Source organism: Streptomyces sp. HP-A2021, assembly GCF_022807935.1.
In the GTDB taxonomy this organism is placed as follows: domain Bacteria; phylum Actinomycetota; class Actinomycetes; order Streptomycetales; family Streptomycetaceae; genus Streptomyces; species Streptomyces afghaniensis.
Genome location: NZ_CP094344.1, coordinates 2,702,524 through 2,726,602, shown reverse-complemented (window position 1 = coordinate 2,726,602; position 24,079 = coordinate 2,702,524). Strand labels below are relative to the sequence as shown.

Annotated in this window: 17 protein-coding genes; 13 read left to right on the top strand and 4 right to left on the bottom strand. The window is 70.9% G+C overall.

What is annotated here, in order from left to right:
* Positions 1 to 9 precede the first annotated feature (9 nt).
* Both MQE23_RS12340 and MQE23_RS12335 read left to right on the top strand, forming a co-directional pair.
* Complete coding sequence (locus MQE23_RS12340; RefSeq protein ID WP_010034874.1) at positions 10 to 669, top strand: histidine phosphatase family protein; 660 nt, start codon at positions 10 to 12, stop codon at positions 667 to 669.
* Between the two features lie 12 nt (positions 670 to 681).
* Positions 682 to 1,590: an ADP-ribosylglycohydrolase family protein gene (locus MQE23_RS12335; RefSeq protein ID WP_243379186.1), complete on the top strand. Its 909-nt coding sequence runs from the start codon at positions 682 to 684 to the stop codon at positions 1,588 to 1,590.
* A gap of 320 nt (positions 1,591 to 1,910) precedes the next feature.
* On the opposite strand, the gene MQE23_RS12330 is transcribed toward MQE23_RS12335, so the two are convergent.
* Positions 1,911 to 3,458: an MFS transporter gene (locus MQE23_RS12330; RefSeq protein WP_243379185.1), complete on the bottom strand. Its 1,548-nt coding sequence runs from the start codon at positions 3,456 to 3,458 to the stop codon at positions 1,911 to 1,913.
* Between the two features lie 187 nt (positions 3,459 to 3,645).
* Between MQE23_RS12330 and MQE23_RS12325 the strand changes: the two genes are divergently transcribed.
* The 3 genes from MQE23_RS12325 (at position 3,646) to MQE23_RS12315 (ending at position 5,748) form a co-directional block, all read left to right on the top strand.
* Positions 3,646 to 4,266 (top strand): TetR/AcrR family transcriptional regulator, encoded by a 621-nt coding sequence (locus tag MQE23_RS12325; protein WP_243379184.1) that lies wholly within the window; start codon positions 3,646 to 3,648, stop codon positions 4,264 to 4,266.
* An 82-nt stretch (positions 4,267 to 4,348) separates the two neighbouring features.
* The gene (locus tag MQE23_RS12320) at positions 4,349 to 5,050 is read left to right on the top strand and encodes a ribonuclease HII (RefSeq protein WP_020274573.1); all 702 of its coding nucleotides are present in this window, start codon (positions 4,349 to 4,351) and stop codon (positions 5,048 to 5,050) included.
* Between the two features lie 68 nt (positions 5,051 to 5,118).
* On the top strand, positions 5,119 to 5,748 hold the full coding sequence (locus MQE23_RS12315) for a hypothetical protein (protein WP_082319974.1): 630 nt from the start codon (positions 5,119 to 5,121) through the stop codon (positions 5,746 to 5,748).
* A 315-nt stretch (positions 5,749 to 6,063) separates the two neighbouring features.
* Here MQE23_RS12315 and MQE23_RS12310 read toward each other — a convergent pair whose 3' ends face one another.
* The gene (locus MQE23_RS12310) at positions 6,064 to 6,678 is read right to left on the bottom strand and encodes a hypothetical protein (protein ID WP_020274575.1); all 615 of its coding nucleotides are present in this window, start codon (positions 6,676 to 6,678) and stop codon (positions 6,064 to 6,066) included.
* Between the two features lie 358 nt (positions 6,679 to 7,036).
* Positions 7,037 to 9,202 carry a RecQ family ATP-dependent DNA helicase gene (locus MQE23_RS12305; protein ID WP_037670980.1) on the bottom strand — a complete coding sequence of 722 codons (2,166 nt, stop codon included), beginning with the start codon at positions 9,200 to 9,202 and terminating at the stop codon, positions 7,037 to 7,039.
* A gap of 142 nt (positions 9,203 to 9,344) precedes the next feature.
* Here MQE23_RS12305 and MQE23_RS12300 point away from each other — a divergent pair, with 142 nt between their 5' ends.
* From MQE23_RS12300 to MQE23_RS12270, 7 genes are all read left to right on the top strand, one after another.
* Complete coding sequence (locus MQE23_RS12300; protein ID WP_243379182.1) at positions 9,345 to 11,291, top strand: DUF4192 domain-containing protein; 1,947 nt, start codon at positions 9,345 to 9,347, stop codon at positions 11,289 to 11,291.
* Positions 11,292 to 11,911: 620 nt separating this feature from the next.
* A complete protein-coding gene (locus MQE23_RS12295) occupies positions 11,912 to 13,834 on the top strand; it encodes a glycogen debranching N-terminal domain-containing protein (RefSeq protein WP_243382601.1) in 1,923 nt (640 codons plus the stop codon).
* 130 nt (positions 13,835 to 13,964) lie between these two features.
* Entirely contained in the window at positions 13,965 to 14,723 is a 759-nt protein-coding gene (locus MQE23_RS12290; RefSeq protein ID WP_010034909.1) for an NUDIX hydrolase, read from the top strand.
* A gap of 110 nt (positions 14,724 to 14,833) precedes the next feature.
* Positions 14,834 to 17,032, top strand: a complete 2,199-nt coding sequence (locus MQE23_RS12285; RefSeq protein WP_243382599.1) for an ABC transporter ATP-binding protein — start codon at positions 14,834 to 14,836, stop codon at positions 17,030 to 17,032.
* Between the two features lie 161 nt (positions 17,033 to 17,193).
* Positions 17,194 to 18,081, top strand: a complete 888-nt coding sequence (locus tag MQE23_RS12280) for a FadR/GntR family transcriptional regulator (protein WP_037668831.1) — start codon at positions 17,194 to 17,196, stop codon at positions 18,079 to 18,081.
* 428 nt (positions 18,082 to 18,509) lie between these two features.
* On the top strand, positions 18,510 to 20,048 hold the full coding sequence (locus tag MQE23_RS12275; RefSeq protein ID WP_037668833.1) for an RNA polymerase sigma factor: 1,539 nt from the start codon (positions 18,510 to 18,512) through the stop codon (positions 20,046 to 20,048).
* Positions 20,049 to 20,186: 138 nt separating this feature from the next.
* Positions 20,187 to 21,023, top strand: coding sequence for a serine protease (locus tag MQE23_RS12270; protein WP_037668829.1), 837 nt, complete (start codon positions 20,187 to 20,189; stop codon positions 21,021 to 21,023).
* A 201-nt stretch (positions 21,024 to 21,224) separates the two neighbouring features.
* Here the strand turns inward: MQE23_RS12270 and MQE23_RS12265 are convergent, their stop codons facing one another.
* Positions 21,225 to 21,455: a hypothetical protein gene (locus MQE23_RS12265; RefSeq protein WP_010034922.1), complete on the bottom strand. Its 231-nt coding sequence runs from the start codon at positions 21,453 to 21,455 to the stop codon at positions 21,225 to 21,227.
* 442 nt (positions 21,456 to 21,897) lie between these two features.
* Here MQE23_RS12265 and MQE23_RS12260 point away from each other — a divergent pair, with 442 nt between their 5' ends.
* Positions 21,898 to 24,021 (top strand): DNA topoisomerase IV subunit B, encoded by a 2,124-nt coding sequence (locus MQE23_RS12260; RefSeq protein WP_020272251.1) that lies wholly within the window; start codon positions 21,898 to 21,900, stop codon positions 24,019 to 24,021.
* Positions 24,022 to 24,079: the final 58 nt, after the last annotated feature.

Genomic DNA, 24,079 nt, shown 5'->3' with positions numbered 1-24,079 from the left:
GGTTTTGGCATGGCACGACCACGGCGCATCGTCCTTGTCCGGCACGGCGAGTCAACGGGCAATGTTGATGACTCCGTGTACGAGCGTGAACCCGACCACGCCCTGGCACTGACCGAGCGGGGCAGGCGGCAGGCGGAGGCGACGGGTGAGCGGCTGCGCGAGCTGTTCGGCGGCGAACGCGTCAGCGTGTACGTCTCCCCGTACCGCCGCACGCACGAGACGCTGCGCGCCTTCCGCCTCGACCCCGGGCTCATACGGGTGCGCGAGGAACCCCGGCTGCGCGAGCAGGACTGGGGCAACTGGCAGGACCGGGACGAGGTCCGCCTCCAGAAGACCTACCGTGACGCGTACGGCCACTTCTTCTACCGTTTCGCCCAGGGTGAGTCCGGTGCCGACGTCTACGACCGGGTCGGCGGCTTCCTGGAGAGCCTGTTCCGCAGCTTCGAGGACCCCGACCATCCGCCGAACGTCCTGATCGTCACCCACGGTCTGGCCATGCGGCTGTTCTGCATGCGGTGGTTCCACTGGACGGTCGCCGAGTTCGAGTCGCTGTCGAACCCGGGGAACGGCGAGGTGCGGATGCTCGTTCTGGGAGACGACGGCAAGTACACCCTTGACCGGCCGTTCGACCGCTGGCGAGATCCCGAGCCCTACGGGATCACTGGATAGAGTGGCAGGGCGATGACCGCTGATTCCTCCACCGACGGGCGCCTGGACCGCGCCTTGGCCAGCCTGCTCGGACTGTCCGTCGGGGACGCCCTGGGCTCCCAGTACTTCGTGCCCGTGAACTACCCGCTGCTGAAGCGCCGCGAGATTCCGTCCGGGCCGTGGCAGTGGACCGACGACACGGAGATGGCCGGCTCCGTCGTCGCCGTCCTGTTCGCTCACCACCGCATCGACCAGGACGCCCTGGCCCGCTCCTTCGCCGAGCACCACGATCTCGACCGGGGCTACGGCCCCGCGGTCAACCGCCTGCTGCGGCTCGTCCGGGAGGGCGGTGACTGGCGGGAACTCGCCGCCGCGCTCTTCAACGGACAGGGCTCCTGGGGCAACGGCGCCGCGATGCGGATCGCCCCGCTGGGAGCCTGGTACGCGGACGACCCGGAGCAGGCGACGCACCAGGCGGAGATCTCGGCCTACACCACCCACCAGCATCGCGAGGCCGTCGTCGGCGCCATGGCCGTTTCCGCGGCCGCCGCGTTCGCCGCCGCCCCCGGCGGGCCGCCCGGTCCCGAAGCCCTCCTCGACGGGGTCATCGAGCTGGTGCCGAAGAAGAGCGCGGTGGGTGCGGGACTGCGCCGGGCCCGGGACATGCTCGACTACGCCGACCCGGCCACGGTCGCGGCGGTACTGGGGTGCGGACGGCGGACGACCGCCCACGACACCGTGCCCTTCGCTCTCTGGTCGGCGGCGCGAAGTCTCGGTGACTACCAGCAGGCGTTCTGGACGACCGCGCAGGTCGGCGGGGACGTCGACACCACCTGCGCCATCGTGGGCGGCGTGATCGCCTCGGGGAAGGCAGGGGCGCCGCCGGCCGAGTGGGTGGAGCGCACCGAGCCGCTGCCGGGCTGGGTACCTGCGTCGGTCTAGCGGTTCTGCATAAGCTCCAGAACAACTTTCGGCCTCGCCATCAGAACTCTCCGTGCGCATCGGGAACTCTCCGTGACCGGCCGCTCGTTGTCATGACATCCGCTGTGTGAGCCCTGAGGGTGCACACGCTGGAGGCACGTACAGGGAGCGCGAAGGGGGGGATCGTGGAGGTCCTGCTGGCTGTTCTGATCCACTGGTGGGAGGCATTCGCACGCCACGTCGGACATGCGCGGCCGGTCGCGGATCGGCCCGGCAGCCGCCGGCGGGCCCGTGTCGAGCCCGCCGGTGAGCCGCCGGAGCCGTCTCGCCGTGCCTTTGCGTCAGCCCAGCCCCGGCCCGGCCGAGCCGGAGAGCGCCTCCAGGTCGCTCTTGCGGACCCGGATCACCAACCCGGCGGTGGCCAGGGCGAGGACGGCCATGGCCGCGGCCGGGACGAAGGCAGCGGAGATGCCCTGAGCCAGCACCTCGTGCCCCCACGGCGCGGGCAGCTGATGCGTCGTCGCGAACTCCGCCTTCTGCTCAGGGGAGCCCTCGGCCATGAACTGCGGAAGCTGCTTCTCCGCCTCGTCCCTGGTCGCCGTGCCGAACACGGTCGTCAGGATGGACAGACCCAGCGATCCGCCCACCTGCTGCGTGGTGTTGAGCAGTCCGGAGGCGGCACCCGCCTCGTGCTGGGCGACACCGGACACGGCGGTGAGCGTGAGCGTCACGAAGTTCAGGCCCATGCCGAAGCCGAACACCAGCATCGGACCGAGAACCCCGCCGACGTACGAGCTGTCGGAGCTGATGAGCGCCTGCCAGGCCAGTCCGATCGCCGCGAGTGCCGAGCCCAGCAGCATGAACGGCTTGGGGCCCAGCACCGGCAGGAACCGCTGCGACAGACCCGCGCCGAGCGCGATCACGACGGTCACGGGCAGGAAGGCGAGCCCCGCCTCGATCGGGCTGTAGCCGAGCACGTTCTGCACGAACAGCACGATGTAGAAGAACATGCCGAACATCGCCGCCGCGAGGCTCAGCATGATCACATACGTGCCCGAGCGGTTCCGGTCGGTGAACATCCGCAGCGGGGTGATCGGCTCCTTGGCCCGGGACTCGATGATCCCGAAGGCCAGCAGCAGGACCACGGCGGCAGCGAAGGACCCGATGGTGAGGCTGTCCCGCCAGCCCTCGTCCGCCGCCCGTATGAAGCCGTAGACGAGGGACGCCATGCCCGCGGTCGAGGTCACCGCGCCCGCTATGTCGAAGCGTCCGGTGTGCCGTTCGGACTCGCTGATGTAGAGCGGAGTGAGTACGGCGATCAGCACGCCGATCGGTACGTTCACGAAGAGCACCCAGCGCCAGTCGAGCCACTCGGTGAGCATGCCGCCCGCGAGCAGGCCGATGGCACCACCACCGGCGGAGACCGCGGCGAAGACACCGAAGGCCCGGTTGCGCTCCGGGCCCTCGGGGAACGTGGTGGTGATGAGCGCCAGCGAGGTGGGCGACGCGATCGCGCCTCCCACGCCCTGGAGGACCCGCGCGGCAAGCAACTGCCACGGCTCCTGGGCGAGCCCGCCGAGCAGCGACGCGAAGGTGAACAGCAGGATGCCGGTCATGAACACCCGGCGGCGCCCGAGGATGTCACCGGCGCGGCCGCCGAGGAGCAGCAGGCCGCCGAAGGTGAGTGTGTAGGAGCTGACGACCCAGGTGAGGTCGGTGGTACTGAACTTGAGTGCGTCTTGAATGTGCGGGAGCGCGATGTTCACAATCGTCGCGTCGAGTACCACCATGAGTTGGCAGGCCGCGATGACGGTGAGCGCGATGCCGGGGTGTCCCTCCCGGCGTGCCGGAGCTGGCTTCTGGTCCTTGAGCAATGGAGAGGTTGTCACTATGGGTCCCCCACGAGTGCGTTAGTGAACGCTCGCGTTCACTGTCGCGTCAAAGGTAGTGAGTCCCTGACAGTGAACGCAAGCGTTCACTTGTGGCGTCGTCGTGCGGCACGTCCCCCTTTGCCGCCGTCCGGCACGTCCCCCCACCCCGAAATCCCCACTTCATCTGCTCGTTGGAGAAAGTTCGATGGTTACCCCGAGCTGGGCGGACGCCCCCGCTCAGACGGCCGCCCGCCGCCGCGGCGCCGTGCTCGAACGCGCGATCCTCGACGCCGCGCTGGATCAACTCAGCACCGTCGGCTGGAACGGCCTGACGATGGAAGGCGTCGCCGCCGGTGCCCAGACCGGCAAGGCCGCCGTCTACCGGCGCTGGCCGTCCAAGGAGGACCTCGTCGCCGACGCTCTGCGCGCCGGACTGCCGCACTTCGACGCGGTACCGGACGAGGGGAGCGTGCGTGAGGACCTCTTGGCGCTCTGCCGGAGGGCCCGTGACGCGATGTTCTCCCGCCCTGGTTTCGCGCTTCGCTCGGTGATTCACGAATGCGACACGACGCAGGCCGAGCGCTTCCATGCCGTGATCTTCGACGGGGTCGTGGAGCCCACCATCAAGATGCTGCGGGAAGTCGTCGAGCGCGGGATCAGGCGAGGCGAGGTACGTTCCGACGCTGCGAACGGCTACGTCTTCGACGCCATCCCGGCGATGATGATGTACCGCTCCAAGATGTGCGGCTGTGAATGGCGGGACCAGGAAATCGAGGAGATGATCGACCAGTTGATGGTTCCGCTGCTGCGGTCGAGCGGCGCCTGACAGGGGCCGGCGAGTGCCGTGGCGCCGCGAGGGCCGACCGGGGTGTCGCGCGCGGTTCCGGGCGGCGTAACCTAGGGTCGCCATGCCGTACGAACCGCCTACTCACACCGTCGAGCGCTCCCTTCGAGCCACGACCGGAGCGAAGATCGTTGCAGGTGTCGACGAGGTGGGGCGCGGCGCGTGGGCCGGTCCCGTCACCGTCTGCGCGGCGATCACCGGACTGCGCCGGCCGCCCGAGGGTCTCACCGACTCGAAGCTGCTCACCATCAAGCGACGCACCGAACTCGCCGAGGAACTGCGGAAGTGGGTGACGTCGTACGCCCTGGGCCACGCCTCCCCGGAGGAGATAGACAGCCTGGGGATGACGGCCGCGCTGCGGCTCGCCGCAGGACGTGCCCTGGACGCCCTGCCGGTCCGCCCCGACGCGGTCATCCTCGACGGAAAGCACGACTATCTCGGTGCGCCCTGGCGGGTCCGTACGGTGATCAAGGGCGACCAGTCGTGCGTGGCGGTCGCGGCGGCCTCGGTGATCGCCAAGGTTCAGCGCGACAAAATGATGGCCGAACTGGGTATCGACCATGCAGACTTCGGTTTTGCGGACAACGCCGGGTATCCCTCACCCGTGCACAAGGCCGCACTGGCGGAGCGGGGCCCCACCCCCTACCACCGGTTGTCGTGGGCGTATCTTGATGCGCTGCCCCAGTGGCGGCACCTCAAGAAGGTCCGCAGCTGGACGGACGGAAGCGTTCCGGAAATCGAGGGTCAGCTGGGCTTCGATTTCTGACGGTTTCGTTCGCACGCATGCGCCACCCGCCGACGCGGGTCGTACCAACGTTTGATAAATATCAACCCATGCCTCTCATTCCCGAGGAGCCTCAGATTCACGAGAGTGCCCAGGGTCCCCGCGCCACTCCGGCCAGCGGCCGCACCGCGCCGACCCCTCGCCCCGTACCCGGCCCCCGTCCCGCGGCTCCGTCGCGTCCCGGTCGTCCCGGTCCTCTCCGGCCCGCGCCGCCGGTGCAGCGCACGCCGCGTGACGCGGCCGCCAAGCCCGGTCCGTCGGGTCCCGAAGCCGGTGCCGCCGCTCCGGCCACCCCGCAGATCCAGCTGATCCCGGCTTCCGCCGAAGGCGCGCTCGACGCCGCCGAGGAGGCCGTGGACCTGCTCCTGGACTCCGGCCGCGCCCCCGGAGACGTCCTGGTGATCACGACCGGCGAACAGCACCCGTGGGCCGCCCACGAGCTGTCGTTCGGCGAGACCTCCTACTGGGCCCAGCACGACGCCGGTGACGATGTCTTCTACACGGACGCCACCGTCGCCGGACGGGCCGCGTCTCGTCCAGTGGTCGTTGTCGCCGTCAACGGCGGTGCCGAGGCCGCAGCCGCGAGCGCGCTGTCCCTGGCCCACTCCCGGGCCACCGCCCTGCTGATCGTCTGCGGTGATCCGCAGCGGATCAACTCGGTGCTGGGCACGAGCGTCTGAGTCGGTGCCGTGGCGTCCGGTCGGGCGCCCGGGGCCGACCCCAGGCGCCGCTGTGGCGGCTCCGCACGGCGGGTGATTCGGCGAGCCCGGAGGGCTGGACGCCGTCTCAGCGCGCGGTCCTGCCCGAGGGGCCTCAGCGCTGTTCGGAGTGCTCGTTCCGGCTGCCGGTCACAGGAACCGCGGCGTGCCGTGCGACGGGGTGCAGGCCCCAATCCCTGCAGACTCCAGTCCGTGCGGATCCCAGTCGTGCGGAACGGTCTGCTCAGGGACGGTCTGCTCAGGGAGGGTCTGCTCAGGGAGGGTCTGTCCGAGACCTCAGCGTGCCGCCGCAGCGCGGCGCAGCATTTCGGAGGCGGCGCCACCGGTGCGCGGCAGCGGCGGCGGTGCTTCCGACGTGGCGAACGGCTCCGGTGCCGACGCGGAGTGCGGGCGGCGTCCGCCGCGGCCCTCGCCGAGCACCTGCCAACCGTCGCGGGTCAGCGTGATGTATGCCCCGCAGCGCAACCCGTGCAGGGTGCAGGCGTCGCGCAGCCCCCACATCCACGCGCCGTCCTCCTCGGTCCAACGCGCGTCGCCCTCACGGCAGTAGAGCAGCACGGCGGTGCGCACCGGTGTGCGGCGTCGCAGATCGTGCGGGATGATCCGGCGCAGCTGCGCCAGCAACACGTTGCGGAACATCCAGCCGTCGGCCGGGGCCGTCCGGCGGACGAACGAGGCGCTCGCCCGCAGCCGCTCGTCCGGATCGAGTACGGCGATGACAGCGGTCGCCGGCTGCGGGTGGTGCCGGGCGTGCAGTCCGCTGACGACTTCACGGGGGTTGCGGAGCAACGGGATCCCGGCGGCGGCCCATTCCGCGGGTTCGAGCAAGCGGTTGGCGGAAGCGGCGGACGTCGACGCCGCTGCCGAGGCCGGAGCGAATCCGAAGGTCACGGTCCTCCCTTCGGCTACGCGCCCACACTGCGGGCGGGGTCGGAATCTGGGAGCGCGCACCGCAGCAAAGCCCTACCGGATCGGCGGTCGTGCCGTGCGGGAGCGGACTTCAATTCTTCCTGTCGAACTTGAATGCGGCAACGAGCAATTGGCGCAGTCGACCGTTATCAGATGATGCGCGGCTAATATCCTCACCCTGTGCGTCGCCGGGCCACCCATGGGGCGTTCGAGCACGACACGTTCGTACGTCACAGGGGTGCGCGGCGTCCAGATGTGTGCGAGACCGGGCAGGTGGCGGTATCCGGGCAAGGGGCCGATGTCCGGCGAGGATGTGGTGGCCGCGCCTCTCGACGTGCTGTCAGCCCTGCACGGCCAGCACCAGCGGCAACACCTCCTGCGCACCGGAACGCCGGAGCATGCGGGCCGCGACCGCGAGGGTCCAGCCGGTCTCCGTGTAGTCGTCCACGAGGAGGACCGGGCCCTGGGCCTCGGCGAGGGCGGACGCGAGGGCGGGCGGCACGGTCAGTGCCCCGTCGAGCGCCTTCAGCCGCTGGGCGCTGTTGCTCCGGGGCCCCGGATACACCTCGCCCGCGTACTCGACAGCTCCCAGCAGTGGCAGTCGGCCGACCTCCGCGATACGCGCTCCCAGGGAGTGGATCAACCGGGGTCGTGTGCGGGAGGCGACGGTGACGACGCCCACCGGGCGGGGGCGCGGGTCCGACACGCCCGGGGCCCAGCCGCCGGGCCCCTTGGCCCAGTCGGCCAGCACGCCCACCACGGCCTTCGCCACGTCCTCCGGCACGGGCTCGTCGGGGGCCTGGGCCGCGAGCATGGGCCGCAGCCGGTTGCCCCAGCCGATGTCCGACAGGCGCCCCAACGCGCGCCCCGGAGCGGCCTGTTCGCCGGCCGGGATGCGTCCCTTGAGGTCCACCCCGATCGCCGACAGCCCGGTCGGCCACATCCGTCGGGGCTCCACCTCGACACCCGCACGCCCCAGGTCCACGCGCGCGGCGTCGAGCGCCTCCCCGGACATGTCCGCGGCGAAGCGCGGGCCTGCGCAGTTGTCGCAGCGACCGCACGGCTTGGCGGCCTCGTCGTCCAGCTGGCGCTGCAAGAACTCCATCCGGCAGTCCGTCGTCGACGCGTATGCGCGCATCGCCTGCTGCTCGGCCTTGCGCTGCCGTGCCACCCACGCGTACCGCTCGGCGTCGTACGTCCAGGGCTGCCCGGTCGCGATCCAGCCCCCCTTGACCCGCTTGACCGCCCCGTCCACGTCGAGGACCTTGAGCATGGACTCCAGGCGGGAGCGGCGCAGCTCCACCAAGGGCTCCAGGGCAGGCAGTGACAGGGGCTTCTCCGCGTGCCCGAGGATGTCGAGCGTGCGGCGCACCAGTTCCTCCGAGGGGAAGGCGAGCGACGCGAAGTACTCCCAGATCGCTTCGTCCTCCTTCCCGGGGAGCAGGAGCACCTCGGCGTGCTCCACGCCGCGTCCCGCGCGGCCCACCTGCTGGTAGTAGGCGATGGGGGAGGAGGGCGATCCGAGGTGCACCACGAAGCCCAGATCGGGCTTGTCGAAGCCCATACCGAGTGCCGAGGTGGCGACCAGCGCCTTCACCTTGTTGGCGAGCAGATCCTCCTCGGCCTGCTGCCGGTCGGCGTTCTCCGTCTTGCCCGTGTATGAGGCGACCGTGTGCCCGCGCTGGCGGAGGAAGGCGGTGACCTCCTCGGCGGCGGCCACGGTGAGCGTGTAGATGATCCCGGACCCCGGCAGTTCGTCGAGGTGCTCGGCGAGCCAGGCCATCCGGTGCGCGGCGTCAGACAGCCGGAGCACGCTCAGACTCAGGCTGTCCCGGTCCAGCGGGCCCCGCAGCACGAGGGCGTCCGAGCTGCCGCCGGTGCCGAGCTGTTCCGCGACGTCGGCCGTCACGCGCGCGTTGGCTGTGGCGGTGGTCGCGAGTACCGGCACGCCGGGCGGGAGGTCGGCGAGCATCGTGCGCAGCCGGCGGTAGTCCGGCCGGAAGTCGTGGCCCCAGTCGGAGATGCAGTGCGCCTCGTCCACCACCAGCAGCCCGGTGGCGGCGGCGAGCCGGGGGAGCACCTGGTCCCGGAAGTCCGGATTGTTGAGCCGCTCAGGACTCACCAGCAGGACGTCGACCTCACCCGCGGCGATCTCGTCCTGAACGGCCTCCCACTCCTCGGTGTTGGAGGAGTTGATGGTCCGGGCGTGGATACCGGCCCGGGCCGCTGCCTCGACCTGGTTCCGCATGAGCGCGAGCAGCGGGGACACGATCACGGTCGGACCGCTGCCCTGCGCCCGCAGCAGCGACGTCGCCACGAAGTAGACCGCGGACTTGCCCCAGCCCGTGCGCTGGACGACCAGGGCGCGGCGTTTGTCGGCGACGAGTGCCTCGATCGCCCGCCACTGGTCCTCCCGCAGCCGGGCCGTTCCCGAGACGTCCCCGACGAGACGGGCGAGGACCGTGTCGGCCGCCGCCCGGAGATCCGCGTTGCTCGTGTGCTCCATGCGTTCCATACAACAGGACGCCACTGACAGCGCGAGCGGTGCACGAGGTAATCCGGCACCTCGGTGTTTTCAGTGACGTGTCCCTGATCGGAGTTATCCACAGGCTCAAGCGGAGCTTTGGGTTCCGCGAGATCGTCTCCGCATGACGAACCACAGCGAAACGCCTGGATCCTCTGAGCACGGCGACATCACCGGACCTGACGCGTCCGGCAAGCACAAGCATGGTGGACCCGAGCACGGTGGACCGCGGAAGCGGGCGAGCCAGGAAACCGGGCCGCACGTCCCCAGTCCCGCATACGACGGCCACGGCGGCGAGCACCAGGTCACCCTGCGCACCCCGGCCGAACTGGCCGACGCACTGCCGTATCTGCTCGGGTACCGCCCGGAGGACAGCATCGTCCTGGTCGCCCTGCACGACAGGGACGGACGCGGCCGGTTCGGGGGCCGGGCCCGCCTCGGCATTCCCGCGAACCCGGACGACTGGCCGTCAGCGGCCCGGCAGCTGTCCCACGGACTGGTGACAGGCAGCGAGCGCCGAGGGGCCCGCCCCGAGTCGATGGTCGCCTTCCTCTGCCAGGAACCGCGAAAGGGCGAGTCCGGCCGAGAGGTCATGGAGCGGCTGAAGCCGCTGGCGCAAAGGCTGCGCGTGGAGTGCGGTTCCCTGGACGTGACGGTGGTCGAGGCGCTGTGCATCTCCGACGGCCGCTACTGGTCGTTCTGCTGTGACAACGCGGTGTGCTGCCCGCCCGAGGGCGCTCCCATGGGCCTGCCCGGCACATCGGTGCTGGCGGCCGCTGCCACCTATGCGGGGATCCAGGTGCGCGGCACACTGCGGGAGCTGCGGGCCCGGCTGCTCCCTTGGGAGAACGCCGCCGCTCTCGAGCAGGAGACCGCCCTGGACACCGCCAGCCTGGCACTGGTCCCGAGGATCCTGGACGACGCCGGCCGTGCGGACGTGGCCGACGAGACACTGCAACTGGCCGGGCGGATCTTGGACCGCTTCGCCGGGGCACAGCCCGTCTCGGGCATGCTCCTGGCCGATCTCCGCGACGACGAACTCCTCGCGCACGACGAGGCAGCCCGGCTGATCCTCGGCCTCCAGGACCGCGCGACCCGGGACCGCGCGGCGGAATGGATGGAGGGCGACGAGGCCGGACTCGCCCTGCGCCTCTGGCGGTCGCTGGCTCGCCGCTGCGTCGGACCTTACGGCGAGCACGCCGCGGCGCCGCTCACTCTCGCCGGCTGGGTCGCATGGTCCACCGGTGACGAACTGGAGGCCCGGGAAGCCCTCGCCATGGCCCTGAGCGCGGATCCCGACTATCTCTTCGCCCGTCTCCTGCACCAGGCATGCAACGAAGGCCTCGACCCGGAGTCGATCCGCAGCTGCCTGCGAGCGGAGCGCGACGGCCGTGGGCGCTCGGGAGCCGCCGGATCGGTGGCTCGGGCCGACGGCTTGGACGTCGGGGCAGGCGGCTCCCTGGCTCGGGCAGAAGAGTGTGTCGAGCGGGTGGACGACTCCCTTGTTCCGACGGACGACTGCGTCGAGCGGGTGGGTGGCTCCCTGACAGGGTCGAACGACCGCATCGAGCAGGTGGGCAGCTCCCGGGCCAGGGCGGACGACTCCCCCGGGCGGTCGGCCGGCTCCGTCGCGCAGAACGACGCCTCCCCGGCTCGGCCCGCCGCCGACGAGGCCGCCACAGGCAAGGCAGCCGCGCCCGAGTCCGAGAAGGCAGCCGCGTCCGAGCCGGAGCCGGCGCCCGCATCCACGACTGCGCCCTCACGTCGCCGACGCCGTATCCGTTCCACCGGTGCTGCCGGTGCCGTCGGCACGACCCCGGGCGGTACCCGCACGGGAGACCATGTCCCGAGCACCCGGGCTCCCCGTCGGCGTACGCCGGCAGGCACTCCGCGCCCTGCCGGTGCCGCAGACGCCGGCTTGGGCACCGGGCGAGCGCCCGCGGGCACCGCGCGGTCCGGCAGCGGACGCACGAGCGGCACGCCTGCGCGTAGGCGGAACACGGCCATGCCGTGCCGAGGCATCGGCAAGGAAAGCGCACAGCCCGGCCAGGGCACGGAGGTGGAGGAGTGAGTGTCCTCCTGGCGGCCGCGACGCGCGCGGGACGGGGACACGGGCGTGACCCGGAGGAGGTGCACGCCGTTCACCTGAGTGGCGGAACGCCTGGACGGGCCGTGACGCCGTACCGCCCCTGCCCCGTCGGAGCCCTCCGGCACCGGCGCCGAACTCGATCGAGGCGCACAGAGCGCAGAGGAAGCCGCCCCATGCAACAGCCGACTCCGCCCTCCTCCGCCGCCGACGACCGCCACGCCCCGGGTGTGCCCCCGCCGCCTCGCGGGTCGGGGCCCGGCCTGCCCGGTGCAGGCGCTCCACGGTCGGGGGTCCAGAACGCCCTTCCGCGGCCGGCGGCACGCGTCGACGGATTCGGTCCCAGGTTCCCTGGAGGTGCCTCACCGGCCTCGGTGCCCGTCGGCCCGGACGCGTGTCCGCCCTCGACACCGGACCGGAGGCGTCCGTCACCCCAAGAGACAGGCCAGAACCGTCGCCCTGGTTCCGCGTCGGGGTACGGCTCGCCCGCGCCGCCCTTGGCCCAGAGCCGGGGCCCGTCCTCCACAGGGCAGCCCGTAGCCCCTCCCCGGGGCGCCACGATCCCCGGACTGCGCTGGTCCGCCGACCTGCCGCCGGCCCACACCATGATGATCTGTGTCGCGCTTCCCGGTCTGGCCATCTCGACGGAGGAAGGGCAGATGACCGGCCGGGGACTGGAAGGGTTCTACCGCGCCGGGCGGCGCGTGCTCTCGCGGTGCGAGGTCCGCGTGGCCGGGCGGGAACCACTCGCCGTGCAGGCCCGCATGGCTGCGGCCGACCGCGCCAGGTTCGTGGGCACGCTCCGCACGTCGCCGCAGGCAGGCCCGGATCCGGACGTGGTCGTGGAACGCAACCGTCTCGCGGACGGCACAGAGCGGATCACCCTGCACAGCGCGGCCCCCCGCCCGCTGCGCCTGCCGGTCGAGGTCTCCCTGGGCACGGACCTGGCCGACCTGGGGTCGATCGCCTCGGGCCGCGCCGGACCGGAACTCCCCGCCAGCGTCCACGATTCCGGCCTGCGCTGGTCCTGCGCCACCGGCAACGCGTCCGTCACGGCCGCACCGCCTCCCTCTGACGCCCTGGCCTCGGCCGGGCTGCTGCGGTGGGAGCTCGACCTGCCGCCGGGCGGCAGCAGAAGCGTGGAGCTGCGGGTGCGACCCGATGGCGCCGGTCCCCTCCGAGCCGTGGGCCGCGCGGCGACCAGCCCCCTCGCCGCCGCGCGAGCGGAAGGCGACGACCCCGGAGTCCCCGGCCTCCTCAGAACGAGCCTCGAGGACCTCCAGGCCCTCCTGCTGCGTGACCCCGCGAACCCCGCCGACACCCACCTCGCGGCCGGGGCACCCTGGCGCTGCGGTCTGGCCCCCGCCGACGCGCTCGTGGCCGCCCGCATGGCCCTGCCGCTCGGCACGGGCCTGGCAGCCGGGACGCTGCGGATCCTCGCCCGTACTCAACTCACCGGCCCGGGACCGCAGTCCGGGATGATCCCCGGCCCGAGACGGGACGCGGGCCCGCACCTTCCGCCACAGTGCACCGGCACGGAGGCCACGCTGCTCTTCCCCGTACTGCTCGCCGAGGCCGGCCGCTGGGGCCTCGGCGAGCAGGAGACGGAGGAGCTGCTGCCCGCCGCCGAGCGCTGTCTGACCTGGCTGCGCACCACCGTGGGCGACGACACGTACCTGCGCGACCCGCATCCCGGCGGTCCCGTCCGCTGCGAGACACAGGCCCATGCCCACCGTGCCGCGCTCCTCGGCGCCGACCTGCTCGACACCTTCGGCCGCACGGGCGGGCCAGCACTCCGACAGTGGGCGCAGGCCTTGCGGACCGCCTTCCGCAAGGACTTCTGGGTCGACGACCTCGGGGGCGGCCGGCCCGCGGCGGCCCGTGCCCCGGACGGCAGCCCCGTGCCTCATCTGGGCGCGGCCGCCGTCCACCTTCTCGACACCGGCCTGCTGGGCGAGGGCGCCTTGGCACCAGGCCTGCTCGACAAGGTGCGGACCGAGAACCTCGCCCGGCTGCTCGGCAGCCCTGTCATGGACTCGGGCTGGGGCCTGCGCGGACTGGGCGCCAAGGAACCGGGGTTCAATCCGTTCGGCCACCGCGCCGGGGCCGTACGGATCCAGGAGACCGCAGTCGCCGTCGCGGGGCTGGCCGCCGCCGGATACGAGAAGGAGGCGACCTCGCTGCTGCGCGGGGCACTCGCGGCAGCCGAGACTTTCGACCATCGGCTGCCCGACATGTACGCGGGCGAACAGCGCACGGAGGGGAGCGCCCCCCTCCCGCACCCGGCGGCCTGCCGCCCCGCTGCCATTCCAGCGGCCGCCGGAGTGCTGCTGCTGACCACGCTCGTCGGCATCCGCCCCGACGCCCCGGCCGGGACGGTGACCCTGCGCCCCATGCGCAGTGCGCCCCTGGGCGAGATCGGTTTCACGGGCCTGCGGATCGCGGGCGCCCCGTTCTCCGTGCGGGTCAGCCGACTCGGCCTCGCCATGGTCGAGGAAGCGGCCGACGGACTCCAACTGGGGGTGTGACCTGGTACGACGTTCAACCGCTGGACAACCGGGCCCCACAGTGGAGTCCAGGTCCGACCGAAGTGGATCAGTCGCCGATGCGACCGGCGAAGGGAGTGTTTATCGTCAGGCAGACGACTATGATCGCCGCATGCCCTACGACCCGTCAGCGTTTCCACCCTTCGCCGTCACCGTGGACCTGGTCGTGCTGACCGTGCGCCGCCATGCCCTGTGCGCGCTGGCGGTACGCAGGGGCGAACCGCCGTTCCAGGGACGTTGGGCGCTCCCCGGCGGCTTCGTAAGGGCCGACGAGGACCTGGCACAGGCCGCGGCACGCGAGCTGGCCGAGGAGACCGGACTGCGCGTCCACGACCCGTCCGTCCCCGCCCAGGACAACGGGGCGCACCTGGAACAGCTCGCCACCTACGGCGACCCCAAGCGGGACCCCAGGATGCGGGTGGTCAGTGTCGCCCACCTCGCACTCGCTCCCGACCTGCCCGCACCCAGGGCCGGCGGCGACGCCAGCAACGCGCGCTGGGCTCCGGTGGAGGAACTACTGCGGCAGGGCGGTTACGGGCGTGACGCAGAACCGGTCGCGCCGCTCGCGTTCGACCACGCACAGATCCTTTCGGACGGAGTGGAGCGGGCCCGCTCCAAGATCGAGTACTCGTCGCTGGCCACGGCCTTCTGCCCGCCCGAATTCACCGTCGGCGAGCTGCGCCGTGTCTACGAGGCGGTGTGGGGTGTGGCGCTCGACCCGCGCAACTTCCACCGCAAGGTCACGGGCACACCGGGCTTCCTCGTCCCCACGGGCGGGACGACCACCCGCCAGGGCGGCCGCCCGGCTCAGCTCTTCCGTGCCGGGGGCGCGACTCTCCTCAACCCCCCGATGCTGCGCCCCGAGGTCTGACGCGGGTCCGGAGCGTCACGCGCCCGCTGTCCGCACAAGGATGATTGTCGTGCCCGAGGCAGGCCTCGTGCTGCCCGAAAAAACGGACATAGCGCGCTATCTTGCTGCAGGTGATCCAGGCCTTCGGACTGACAAGCAACGCCCGCAAAGGGCTTCCGCCCGCGGCCGATGACGTCTCCTTCGAGGCGCGAGCGGGCCGCGTCACCGCGCTGCTCGGCGCACCGGGGGCCGGCAAGACGACAGTCCTCAGACTCATGCTGGAACTCCAACAGGGTCGCGGCATCGCCTACTTCCGGGGCCGCCCCCTGCACCGCATCGCCCATCCCTCGCGCGAGGTCGGTGTGCTGCTGGGCGACGTGCCGGGGCACCCGGCCCGCACGGTCCGCGGTCATCTGCGCATGCTGTGTGCCGCGGCGGGGGTCCCGGTCCGGCGTGCCGACGAAGTCCTCGAGGCGGTCGGGCTCGTGAGCCTGCGCGACGAACGCCTCGGCACCCTCTCGCGGGGCATGGACCGTCGCCTGGGCCTGGCCTGCGTCCTCCTGGCCGATCCGCACACGCTCGTCCTCGACGACCCGGCAGACGGTCTGTCCCCCCGCGAGAGCCACTGGCTGCACGGCATGCTGCGCGCACACTCCGCCCAGGGCGGCACGGTCCTGTTCACCACGGCCGACCCCAAGGAGGCCGCGCGCACCGCGGACCGCGTCGTCACGCTGGAACAGGGCAGGGTCGTGGCCGACCAGGAGGTCGCGGAGTTCTCGCGCACCCGTCTGCGCCCCCGGGTCGCCGTACGCAGCCCCCACGCGGTCCGTCTGGCGGCTCTCCTGGCCAAGCAGGCCCGCACCGCGCGCCGCTCCGTCGAAGTCGCACGAGAAGGCGGCAACCGCCTCTCCGTGTACGGAAGTACCTGCGCCGAGATCGGCGAGACGGCGTTCCGCCACGGCATCGTCGTCCACCAACTCGCCGACGAGATCGGCGATATGGGGCCCGGAGCGGGAGCAGAGCCGGCAGGGCAGCCGCAGGGTGGCCGTGAGCCGGACCTGGGCAAGGCAGGGCGGACGCCGGGCGAGTCACACAGGGCCGACACGGGGCGCACGTCGGCTGACACGCTCGAGCGCGTCAGCATCGAGCCGGAGCGCGCGGGTGCCCGGCCAGGGCGCGTCGTCGACGCGCACCGGGTGACCGTCGCGCCCCAGGCCGCGAACGGTGAGCCGTGCCCCTCCCACGATGAGCCGAAGCCTGCCCCGGTCACCGCCGGGCCCGTGGCCGCCACCGCGGAGCCTCCACTCCCGGCTGAGCCACGACCCACCGTTGACGCGCCGAAGCCTGTCGCCGACGAGCCGTCGCCCTCCGCCGGGCACGCGCAGCCCGCCGCGGCGCCGCCCGAGCGCCCGGACGCCCCCTCGGCCGATCACCCGTCCAACGACGAGTCCCGCCCTCAGGAGACGACGGCACCTCTTGCGTGCCACCCCGCCGGCGCACGCACGGCGCGCACGCTCGACGCACTGCCACCTCTGCCCCCTCCCATCTCCGTCCGCCCCGCCCCCAGCCCCCTCCGCCCCCTCCGCTACGAGATCCGCAGGGCCGCCGGGATCGGCACCGGGTTCCTCACCGGGGCTGCCGTGCTCGCCGTGTCCGCCGTGACCGCCGTCGTGCTCGCCCGTATCGGGCACACCCCGCAGCCGCGCCTGCTGGCCGCGTGGCCACAGGAGCTGCCCCTGCCGCCCGCGGCGCTCGGCGCGGGACTGCTCGGTGCGCTGGCCTTCGGCGACGAGTTCCGCCACCCCGCCCTGGCCGCGGACCGCGGCACCGTGCCCCGCCGGCTGGGGCTGCTGGCCGCCAAACTGCTCGTCGCCACGGCCACCGCGCTGATGCTGGCCGCCCTCACCGTCGGCTGCGACGCCGAAGTGCTCTATCTCGTCTACGGACGGGAACTCGCCCAGGTTCCCGCCGACTGGTTTTCGATGAGTGCGAGTTGGATCGGGCTCGTGGTCGGCTGCGCCTGGGCGGGCGTACTGGCTGCGGGCATCTTCCGGTCCACCACGGCCGGGCTCGCCGCTGTGGCCGCCGTGCCGCTTCTCGTCGTACCCGCGGTGCACAAGGTCCTGGAGGGGCCGTCCGTGCGGACCGCGGCGGGACTTCCCATGCGACTGCGCGAGGTTCTCCTGCCGCGATGGCCCTTCGGGGGAGAGCGCTATCTGGAAGCCGCGCTCAGCCTGATCTCACAACCTGTCGGCGGCGCACTGACGTTGTCGCTGACCGCACTGCTCTGCGCGTACCTGCTCACCGCACTGCGGGGCCGGTTCCGGTGACGACTGTCCGTAACCCTTGGTTCGGCCATGCGTACAACTCCCCGCAGAACGCACATTTCTTTCCGATAAGGCGTCAATTGCGACGGCGTGAGCGATCACCCTTTCGTGTGCTTTTCACCAAAGACCTCAAGGGAGTTGGAGACGGCGCCGACAAAGGATGCGTGAGTACCCTTGCGCACACCATGATGACCGCCGCCCGCTCCGCTGACTCCGGCCTCGCGAGCCCGGGCGAACTCGACCGCTACCCCTACGCGGAGGCGCCCGCCGTCGACCGCGTCGGCGCCCCTGCCTGGGACGGCGCGGACCCCGAGCTGGGCCGCGTGGGCAGGCGCGCCGCGGGCAGCCGCGGACGCGGGCTGCACGGCCAACTCGTCCAGCAGCTGGGTCAGATGATCGTCTCCGGTGACCTGGGCGCCGACCGTCCGCTGGTGCCCGAGGAGATCGGCCAGCGGTTCGAGGTCTCCCGCACCGTCGTCCGCGAGTCGCTCCGCGTCCTGGAGGCCAAGGGCCTGGTGAGCGCCCGCCCGAACGTCGGCACGCGCGTGCGCCCCGTCAGCGACTGGAACCTTCTCGACCCGGACATCATCGAGTGGCGGGCCTTCGGGCCGCAGCGCGACGACCAGCGCCGCGAGCTGAGCGAGCTGCGCTGGACGATCGAACCGCTCGCCGCCCGCCTCGCCGCCGGGCACGGGCGCGAGGATGTCCAGCAGCGCCTGACGGACATGGTCGAGATCATGGGGCACGCGATGGCCCAGGGTGATGCGCTCACCTTCTCCCGCGCCGACTCCGAGTTCCACTCACTGCTGATCCAGGTCGCCGACAACCGCATGCTGGAGCACCTCTCCGGGATCGTGTCCGCGGCACTCCAGGTCTCGGGCGGTCCGGTCACGGGCTGTGACCGGCCGAACGAGACGTCGCTGGCGCACCACGGCCGCATCTGTGACGCCCTCGCCAAGGGTGACGGAGCCGCGGCCGAGGCGGCGATGCGGCAACTCCTCGCGGTCCATCCCGAGGTGGAACGCGTAGTGCCCGCTCCGCGCGAGCACTGACCGCGTTCCGCGGGCGGCGCGGCCGGGTGTGCCACCCCCCTCCTGTGGCAGTGCCCGTTCGGTGATCCGCCTCCCGTCGGACCCCGCAGGATCCTCGTGATCCTGCGGGGTCCGACGGCGCGAAGGGGGCTGCAGCTCCACTGGAGTGGCCGGGTGACAACCAAGTGTGCCCCCCTTTGCCCACGTCTGATCGCTTTTGTTTGCTTACGGGGTGTGACTCGGGCCACGCGAATTGGGCGTAACGCTCGCGGGAAGAACGCGATGACCTAAGAGGTGACAGCCGCGGAGGGAATACGGACGCCGTTCACGGCGCTGTGAATCTTCCCGGCCCCCGCCCGCGCCGTCGGCCCACCCCCAAGCCGGCGGTCGGCTCCTGTCCACTGTGGACGGGGCCGGAAGCCGTTTTCCAACGTTCCGAGAGGTTGTTCGTGTCGGCCAGCACATCCCGTACGCTCCCGCCGGAGATCGCCGAGTCCGTCTCTGTCATGGCTCTCATTGAGCGGGGAAAGGCTGAGGGGCAGATCGCCGGCGATGACGTGCGTCGGGCCTTCGAAGCTGACCAGATTCCGGCCACTCAGTGGAAGAACGTACTGCGCAGCCTCAACCAGATCCTCGAGGAAGAGGGTGTGACGCTGATGGTCAGTGCCGCAGAGCCCAAGCGCACCCGAAAGAGCGTCGCAGCGAAGACTCCCGCCAAGCGCACCGCCACAAAGACGGTCGCGGCCAAGGCGGTGACCACCAGGAAGGCCACCGCCACCGCCACGCCGGCGGAACCCGCCGCCGAGTCCGCCGTCGAGGACGAGGCCCCCGCCAAGAAGGCAGCAGCCAAGAAGACGACCGCCAAGAAGGCGGCCGCGAAGAAGGCTCCCGCCAAGAAGACCGCGGCGAAGAAGACCAGCGCCAAGAAGGACGACGTCGAGCTTCTCGAAGAGGAGGTGCTCGAGGAGGCCGCACCCGGCAAGGCCGGCGAGGAGCCCGAGGGTACGGAGAACGCCGGCTTCGTGCTGTCCGACGAGGACGAGGACGACGCCCCCGCCCAGCAGGTCGCCGCGGCCGGTGCCACCGCCGACCCGGTCAAGGACTACCTCAAGCAGATCGGCAAGGTCCCCCTGCTCAACGCCGAGCAGGAGGTCGAGCTCGCCAAGCGCATCGAGGCGGGTCTCTTCGCCGAGGACAAGCTGTCCAACGCCGACAAGCTCGCCCCGAAGCTCAAGCGCGAGCTGGAGATCATCGCCGAGGACGGCCGCCGCGCCAAGAACCACCTCCTGGAGGCCAACCTCCGACTGGTGGTCTCCCTGGCCAAGCGCTACACCGGCCGCGGCATGCTCTTCCTGGACCTCATCCAGGAGGGCAACCTCGGTCTGATCCGTGCGGTCGAGAAGTTCGACTACACCAAGGGCTACAAGTTCTCCACGTACGCCACCTGGTGGATCCGTCAGGCGATCACCCGCGCCATGGCCGACCAGGCCCGCACCATCCGTATCCCGGTGCACATGGTCGAGGTCATCAACAAGCTCGCGCGCGTGCAGCGCCAGATGCTCCAGGACCTGGGCCGCGAGCCCACCCCGGAGGAGCTGGCCAAGGAGCTCGACATGACCCCGGAGAAGGTCATCGAGGTTCAGAAGTACGGCCGCGAGCCCATCTCGCTGCACACCCCGCTGGGCGAGGACGGCGACAGCGAGTTCGGTGACCTCATCGAGGACTCCGAGGCGGTCGTCCCGGCCGACGCGGTCAGCTTCACGCTCCTCCAGGAGCAGCTGCACTCCGTGCTCGACACCCTGTCCGAGCGCGAGGCGGGAGTCGTCTCGATGCGCTTCGGTCTCACCGACGGTCAGCCGAAGACCCTCGACGAGATCGGCAAGGTGTACGGCGTCACGCGTGAGCGGATTCGCCAGATCGAGTCCAAGACCATGTCGAAGCTGCGCCACCCGTCCCGTTCGCAGGTACTGCGCGACTACCTCGACTAGTCGTCGCGGCCGTACGACGCGGAAGGCCCGGTTTCCTCATGGGGGACCGGGCCTTCTTCATGCCTCTCCGCGGATGCGGGCTGCCACAGCGTGAATCACTCTGGGTGTCTCGCCGACACCACGGAGTGAGGAGCGTGTATGCGTCGCCGCTTTGTCCGGGCCCTGGCCCGACCGCTGGTCGTGGCAGCCGCCGCATCCGCCCTGTCAGTGGCTTCCAGTGCGCCTGTGGCCGCCGACAGGGTGGTCATAGGAGGATTCCCCGTCGACGCATCGGAGAGCCCCTGGACGGTGGCCCTGTCCAGTCGTGACCGGTTCGGGGGTACGCGCGCGGGACAGTTCTGCGGCGGAGTGGCGGTCGGCCGCAGCACCGTGCTCACCGCTGCCCATTGCTTGGACGAGGAGGTCCTGGGCGGTCCACCGGAGCGCGTACGCGACCTCAGGGTCATAGCGGGGCGCACGGACCTGCTCTCGGACAGCGGTGGCCAGGAGGTCGCCGTGCGGGAAACCTGGGTGAACCCGGATTACGACAGTGCCAGCAACGTCGGGGACTTCGCCGTACTCACCCTGGCCGAGCCTCTCTCCGCCGGCTCGGCCATCACGATGGCGGCCGACGGCGACCCTGCGTACGCCGTGGGCGGGGCTGCGACGGTGTACGGGTGGGGTGACGTCTCGGGCGCCGGGGAGTATCCGAACAGCCTGCGGGCGGCACGCGTGCGTGTGCTTCCCGACGCTCTCTGTGAGGAGGCGTATCCGGGAGACGCGGACGGCGTCTACGACGCCAGGAGCATGCTGTGCGCCGGAGAAGCGAAGGGAGGCCGGGATGCCTGCCAGGGGGACAGCGGGGGGCCGCTGGTGGCCCAGGGGCGGCTGATCGGGCTCGTGTCCTGGGGGATCGGCTGCGGTCGGGCCGGCAGCCCCGGGGTGTACATGCGGGTGTCCGACATCATGCGCACGCTCCGCTGGACACGGGTGTGATGCCTGACACGGACGTGAAGGTCATGTGCATGTTGGTCACGTGCACGTTCGACTGGACGCGGGTGTGAAGAAAGCGCGCGGCGTGCGCACCGGGGCCCTGAGAGGACTCGCGGGGACGAGGACGGGCGGCTGCCTCGGTAATGGAGGCAGCCGCCCGTTCACCGGCCTGTGCCGGGCTGGCTCGTCGTCGGACGCGAGGTGTCAGCGCTCTTCTTCGGAGGCAGTCGCGGGAGCGGACGTCAGCCGCTCCGTCTCGTCCTGTATCTCAGCGGCGATCTTCTTGAGTTCCGGCTCGAACTTGCGCCCGTGGTGGGCACAGAAGAGCAGTTCTCCGCCGCTGAGCAGGACGACGCGCAGGTACGCCTGGGCGCCGCAGCGGTCGCAGCGATCAGCGGCCGTCAACTGGCTCGCAGGGGTCAGAACAGTAGTCACGTCGCCTCTTCTCTAGCTCGACGAGCTGTCGTACCAGGGTCAACATCCAACCAGCCCCAAAACGTTCCCGCTCGTGGCTATTCCTCGAAAAAATCTTTGCGAGGCGGCTGTCTGCTGCCGGTTGGCGGCGAATGTGCCGTATTGCGTGTCTATGTGTCTTACGGAGCTTCGCGTTGTATCGGTGGTCGGTCCTCCCGGCTGGGTTGCCGGTTGTTCATGAGGACGTGCCCGGAGCCTAAATGGTTCATGCCTGGAAGGGAACGTGATGTGTGCTTCACTCCAACGAGGGATCGAACACGCATGCGAGTCTGGACTAGGGTGAGTTTCCGACGAGGGTGGCGTTACAACGGCTCTACCAGGCCTCGGTACCCTCTCACCGGTGACTGAAGCCGCGCCCTTACCCATGAGGGCCCCATCTGAAATTCAGCGAGGAGCGAACCGCGTGACCGCCGAAACGTCCGTGCCGTCCACAGCTCTGCTGGCAGGAGCAGACCGGGACGGTTCCAACTACACCGCGCGGCACCTGCTCGTCCTCGAGGGGCTCGAGGCCGTGCGGAAGCGCCCCGGTATGTACATCGGGTCGACCGACAGCCGCGGCCTCATGCACTGCCTCTGGGAGATCATCGACAACTCCGTCGACGAGGCTCTCGGCGGCTACTGCGACCACATCGAGGTCATCCTCCAGGACGACGGCTCGGTGGAGGTCCGGGACAACGGCCGGGGCATCCCGGTCGACGTCGAGCCCAAGACCGGCCTCTCCGGTGTCGAGGTCGTCATGACCAAGCTGCACGCCGGCGGCAAGTTCGGCGGCGGCTCGTACGCCGCCTCCGGCGGTCTGCACGGTGTCGGTGCCTCCGTGGTGAACGCCCTGTCCGCCCGTCTGGACGTCGAGGTGGACCGCGGTGGGCACACCCACGCGATCAGCTTCCGGCGCGGTGTACCCGGCGCCTTCGCCGGGAACGGCCCGGACGCCAAGTTCGAGGCCAAGGGCGGCCTGCGCAAGGCCAAGAAGATCCCCAAGACCCGCACCGGCACGCGCGTGCGGTACTGGGCCGATCGCCAGATCTTCCTCAAGGACGCCAAGCTCTCCCTGGAGAACCTGCACCAGCGCGCCCGCCAGACCGCGTTCCTGGTGCCCGGTCTGACCATCGTCGTGCGCGACGAGTACGGGCTCGGTGAGGGCGGCAGCAAGGGCGAGGAGTCCTTCCGCTTCGACGGCGGGATCAGCGAGTTCTGCGAGTACCTGGCGAACGACAAGCCGGTCTGCGACGTCCTCCGTTTCTCCGGACAGGGCAGCTTCAAGGAGACGGTCCCGGTCCTGGACGACCATGGCCAGATGACCCCCACCGAGGTCACCCGCGAACTCGGCGTCGACGTCGCGCTGCGCTGGGGGACCGGCTACGACACGACGCTCAGGTCGTTCGTCAACATCATCGCCACCCCCAAGGGCGGCACCCACGTCGCGGGCTTCGAGCAGGCCGTCGCCAAGACGATGAACGAGGTGCTGCGCGCCAAGAAGCTCCTGCGCGTCGCCGAGGACGACATCGTCAAGGACGACGCCCTGGAGGGCCTGACCGCGGTCGTCACCGTGCGTCTCGCCGAGCCCCAGTTCGAGGGGCAGACAAAGGAGGTCCTCGGCACCTCGGCGGCCCGCCGCATCGTGAACAACGTGGTCAGCAAGGAGCTCAAGGCGTTCCTGACGTCCACGAAGCGGGACGCCGCCCAGCAGGCCCGTGTCGTGATGGAGAAGGCCGTCGCCGCGGCCCGTACGCGCATCGCGGCCCGGCAGCACAAGGACGCACAGCGCCGTAAGACGGCCCTGGAGTCCTCCTCGCTGCCGGCCAAGCTCGCCGACTGCCGAAGCGACGACGTCGACCGCAGCGAACTGTTCATCGTCGAGGGCGACTCCGCGCTCGGTACGGCGAAGCTCGCCCGGAACTCCGAGTTCCAGGCGCTGCTGCCGATCCGGGGCAAGATCCTCAACGTCCAGAAGTCGTCCGTGACGGACATGCTCAAGAACGCCGAGTGCGGCGCGATCATCCAGGTCATAGGAGCCGGATCGGGCCGGACCTTCGACATCGACACGGCCCGCTACGGCAAGATCATCATGATGACCGACGCCGACGTCGACGGCTCGCACATCCGCACGCTGCTCCTGACCCTGTTCCACCGCTACATGCGGCCCATGGTCGAGGCCGGCCGGGTCTTCGCGGCGGTGCCGCCGCTGCACCGCATCGAGATCGTCCAGCCGAAGAAGGGCCAGGACAAGTACGTCTACACGTACTCGGACCGGGAACTGCGCGACAAGCTCATGGAGCTCCAGAGCAAGGGCATCCGCTACAAGGACTCGATCCAGCGCTACAAGGGTCTCGGCGAGATGGACGCCGACCAGCTGGCCGAGACGACCATGGACCCGCGTCACCGCACTCTGCGCCGGATCAACCTCTCCGACCTCGAGGCCGCCGAGCAGGTCTTCGATCTGCTGATGGGCAACGACGTCGCGCCCCGCAAGGAGTTCATCTCCAACTCGGCGGCGACGCTGGACCGGTCGCGGATCGACGCGTAGCCGCTGCGCTGGGCTTTGACAGGGCGGGGCAGGGCGGGGCTGGGGTGTTGGTGGTCTG

What these genes read in the sequence shown, in the direction of transcription:
- MQE23_RS12340 (WP_010034874.1), top strand. Translation starts at nt 10, where the DNA reads ATGGCACGACCACGGCGCATCGTCCTTGTCCGGCACGGCGAGTCAACG.
- MQE23_RS12335 (WP_243379186.1), top strand. Translation starts at nt 682, where the DNA reads ATGACCGCTGATTCCTCCACCGACGGGCGCCTGGACCGCGCCTTGGCC.
- MQE23_RS12325 (WP_243379184.1), top strand. Translation starts at nt 3,646, where the DNA reads ATGGTTACCCCGAGCTGGGCGGACGCCCCCGCTCAGACGGCCGCCCGC.
- MQE23_RS12320 (WP_020274573.1), top strand. Translation starts at nt 4,349, where the DNA reads ATGCCGTACGAACCGCCTACTCACACCGTCGAGCGCTCCCTTCGAGCC.
- MQE23_RS12315 (WP_082319974.1), top strand. Translation starts at nt 5,119, where the DNA reads ATGCCTCTCATTCCCGAGGAGCCTCAGATTCACGAGAGTGCCCAGGGT.
- MQE23_RS12305 (WP_037670980.1), bottom strand. Translation starts at nt 9,202, where the DNA reads ATGGAGCACACGAGCAACGCGGATCTCCGGGCGGCGGCCGACACGGTC.
- MQE23_RS12300 (WP_243379182.1), top strand. Translation starts at nt 9,345, where the DNA reads ATGACGAACCACAGCGAAACGCCTGGATCCTCTGAGCACGGCGACATC.
- MQE23_RS12295 (WP_243382601.1), top strand. Translation starts at nt 11,912, where the DNA reads ATGATGATCTGTGTCGCGCTTCCCGGTCTGGCCATCTCGACGGAGGAA.
- MQE23_RS12290 (WP_010034909.1), top strand. Translation starts at nt 13,965, where the DNA reads ATGCCCTACGACCCGTCAGCGTTTCCACCCTTCGCCGTCACCGTGGAC.
- MQE23_RS12270 (WP_037668829.1), top strand. Translation starts at nt 20,187, where the DNA reads ATGCGTCGCCGCTTTGTCCGGGCCCTGGCCCGACCGCTGGTCGTGGCA.